This is a genomic window from Actinomycetota bacterium (assembly GCA_030776725.1).
Taxonomy (GTDB): Bacteria; Actinomycetota; Nitriliruptoria; order Nitriliruptorales; family JAHWKO01; genus JAHWKW01.
Genome location: JALYHG010000002.1, coordinates 1 through 2,863 on the forward strand (window position 1 = coordinate 1; position 2,863 = coordinate 2,863).

3 protein-coding genes are annotated in these 2,863 nt (G+C 72.0%); all 3 read right to left on the reverse strand.

The features are described from left to right. Window positions 1-58: 58 nt before the first annotated feature. The 3 genes from M3N57_00030 to M3N57_00040 all read right to left on the reverse strand — a co-directional run bounded on the left by M3N57_00030 (window position 59) and on the right by M3N57_00040 (window position 2,765). Window positions 59-907 carry a hypothetical protein gene (locus M3N57_00030; GenBank protein MDP9021094.1) on the reverse strand — a complete coding sequence of 283 codons (849 nt, stop codon included), beginning with the start codon at window positions 905-907 and terminating at the stop codon, window positions 59-61. A 1-nt stretch (window position 908) separates the two neighbouring features. Then, a complete protein-coding gene (miaB, locus tag M3N57_00035; GenBank protein ID MDP9021095.1) occupies window positions 909-2,345 on the reverse strand; it encodes a tRNA (N6-isopentenyl adenosine(37)-C2)-methylthiotransferase MiaB in 1,437 nt (478 codons plus the stop codon). Between the two features lie 123 nt (window positions 2,346-2,468). Then, on the reverse strand, window positions 2,469-2,765 hold the full coding sequence (locus M3N57_00040) for a hypothetical protein (protein MDP9021096.1): 297 nt from the start codon (window positions 2,763-2,765) through the stop codon (window positions 2,469-2,471). Between the last annotated feature and the right edge of the window lie 98 nt (window positions 2,766-2,863).

The window sequence follows — 2,863 nt, forward strand, 5'->3', positions numbered from 1 at the left end:
ACATCGGTCTTCCCGCTGGCGGTCGGACCGACGAGCGCCAGCACCCGTCGGTGGGCCATCAGCCCCGCCGGTCGCCGGTTCGCCGGACGACCCCCTGACGCTGGGTGGCGGCGACCTCGTAGGGCTCGTGGCGGGGTCGACCTTCGCCGACGCAGACGGCCACCAGCTCACCGACACCGCACGGCGCTCCGTACCCGAGCAGCTGCGGTGTCAGCCTCCCGGCCGCGCACACACCGTGGACGACGGCCAGCGGCGCCCATCCCAGTGCGCGGACGCGTTCTGCGGCGTCCGGGCCGAGCTCGGCCAGCCTGCGCAGGTCGCCGTCCTTCACCGCGGCCACGACCGCGGCGTCCCACTGCGACGCGCCCTCGATCACGTGAGCAGGGCTGCGTTGGGACAAACCGGCCGACAGGTCGCCGGCCGCGACGACCACGGCGACGAGTCCCGCTTCGCGGAACGCCTCGCCGATGCTGGCACCGACGCTGACCAGGACCTCGAAGTCGGTGTTGGGTGGGACGTTGACGGGCAGGACCGTGGTGGTGCCGCGCACAGCGTGCAGCTGCAGCGCCAGAACGGAGTGGCTCAGCGACAGCGGATCGCCGCGGAACATCGGGTACTGCGTCAGCCGTGACAGGTCGTCGACGGCCTCGGTGGCGACCGGAAGCTCCACCTCAGCGCCCTCGACTCCCAGCGGCGCCAGCGAGGCGATCGCCCGGTCGTAGATGCCCCGTGGCCCGGCCGCGACCAGGACCACCACATCGCTGTCCGGTAGGTCGGCCAGTGCTCGGTTGGCCAGGTCGCGGAGCTCGGCGACCTCGCCGCGGATGTCCGCCGGCTGGTCAGGTGACGCGGCGGGGACCATCAGCGGGGCGCCGGGGATGACGGCCGCCCCGTCCAGGCCACGCACGTCAGGCCGGCACGAGCGGCAGCGTCGGGCCGAGGGCCTCGACCCGCTGGACCGTCCACCCGTCACCGGCGGCGATGGCGGCTTCGGTCGCCCGACCCGCGGACGTGCGGCACACGTCGATCGGGGGACCGGCGAGGACGTAGTTGGCCGCCGCTTCGACGACCGGGACGGTGGCCAGGTCCCCGGGGGCGTACCCCCCGCCCACCGGCAGGTGGACGAGGTGGTTGCCGCGGGTCCGCCCCGAGTAGCGCTGCGGGTCGGTCTTGGAAGGCGACTCGATCAGGACCTCGACGTCGCGACCCACCAGGTCGTGGTGGCGGCGCTCCGACCAGCCGCGTGTCACCGCCTGCAGGCGCGCGTAGCGGTCGGCGACGGCATCGGGGTCGACCTGGTCGGCCATGGTGGCTGCGTCGGTGCCGGGTCGGGGCGAGTACTGGAAGGTGAACGCCTGGTCGAAGCCGACCGTGTCGCACACCGCCAGGGTCTCGGCGAAGTCATCCTCGGTCTCGCCGGGGAACCCCACGATGATGTCAGTGGTGAGCGCACACCCGGGCACGACCGTCCGGGCCCGCTCCACCAGGTCGAGGTACCGACGCTGCCGGTACGACCGGCGCATCGCCTTCAGGACACGGTCGGAGCCCGACTGCAGCGGCAGGTGCAGGTGCTCGCAGACGTTGGGCACCTCCGCCATCGCCTCGAGCACGTCCACGGTGAAGTCGCGCGGGTGGGGACTGGTGAACCGCACCCGCTCGAGGCCGTCGATCTCGCCGAGCTCGCGGAGCAGCTCGGCGAACATCGCCTCGCCGTACAGGTCCCGGCCGTAGGAGTTGACGTTCTGGCCGAGCAGGCTGACCTCGATCACGCCGTCGGCGACCAGCAGCTGCACCTCGTGGACGATCTCGCCGATGCGCCGCGAACGCTCCGGGCCGCGCAGAGCCGGGACGATGCAGAACGAGCAGGTGTTGTTGCACCCCACGCTGATCGAGACCCAGGCGTGGTGGCGCACCTCCCGCTTGCTGGGCAGGGCCGACGGGAAGGTCTCGATCTGCTCGAGGATCTCCACCACCGGGAGCGACTGCGCGTCGGCCTGGGCCAGCAGCGCCGGGAGGTTGACGAGGTTGTGGGTGCCGTAGACGACATCCACCCACGGGGCGCGCTCGGCGATGTCACCGCGGTCCTTCTGAGCGAGGCAGCCCCCGACCACGATGGTCAGGTCGGGACGGTCGTCCTTGAGCGGCTTGAGCCGTCCCAACGCCCCGTAGAGCTTGCTGTCGGCGTTCTCGCGGACCGCGCAGGTGTTGAACAGCACCAGGTCGGCGGAGTCCTCGTCGGGTGCGGGGCGGTACCCGAGCGTCTCCAGCACGCCCGCCGCGCGCTGCGAGTCGTGCTCGTTCATCTGGCACCCGAAGGTGCGGATGAAGTACCGGCGGGTCGTCATGCAGAGCCCTGCGACGTCCGTGAACGCGGCCGAGGGTACCAGCGGAGGTCCACACGGCCGGGGCGCAGCACGGCGACTCGTTCGAGGCGGCGTTGCCCGTGCGGCATGGTCTGCGAGGTGGCGTCAGACCCGCTCAGGTTGGTCGACGTCGGGGTCGTCGACCCGCATCGGGACGTCCCGCGCGGCGGCCTGGGTCTCGACCGCGGTCTCTCCCCGGCCTGCCGCCACCAGTAGGAAACCGATCGTGCCGACCAAGGCGGCTGACATCGGGCTGCGCGGGACGAGCAGGAGGAACGCGAAGAGGACGGCGAGGACGAGGTAGCCGAACGCGGCGCGGACCGGCGAGCGCCCGGCGAACAGACCAGCGACGATGACGAGCCCGGGGACCCCGACGATCAGCCACGCCTGGAGGGTGCTCACGGGTCACGCTTCCGTTGGTCTGCGAGCCAAGGCTACGTCACGTGGGCATCCGACCCGGTCGGCGAGGTCGCCGGTACGCAGGTCGAGGTGGGTGACCA

What these genes read in the sequence shown, in the direction of transcription:
- miaB (MDP9021095.1), bottom strand. Translation starts at nt 2,345, where the DNA reads ATGACGACCCGCCGGTACTTCATCCGCACCTTCGGGTGCCAGATGAAC.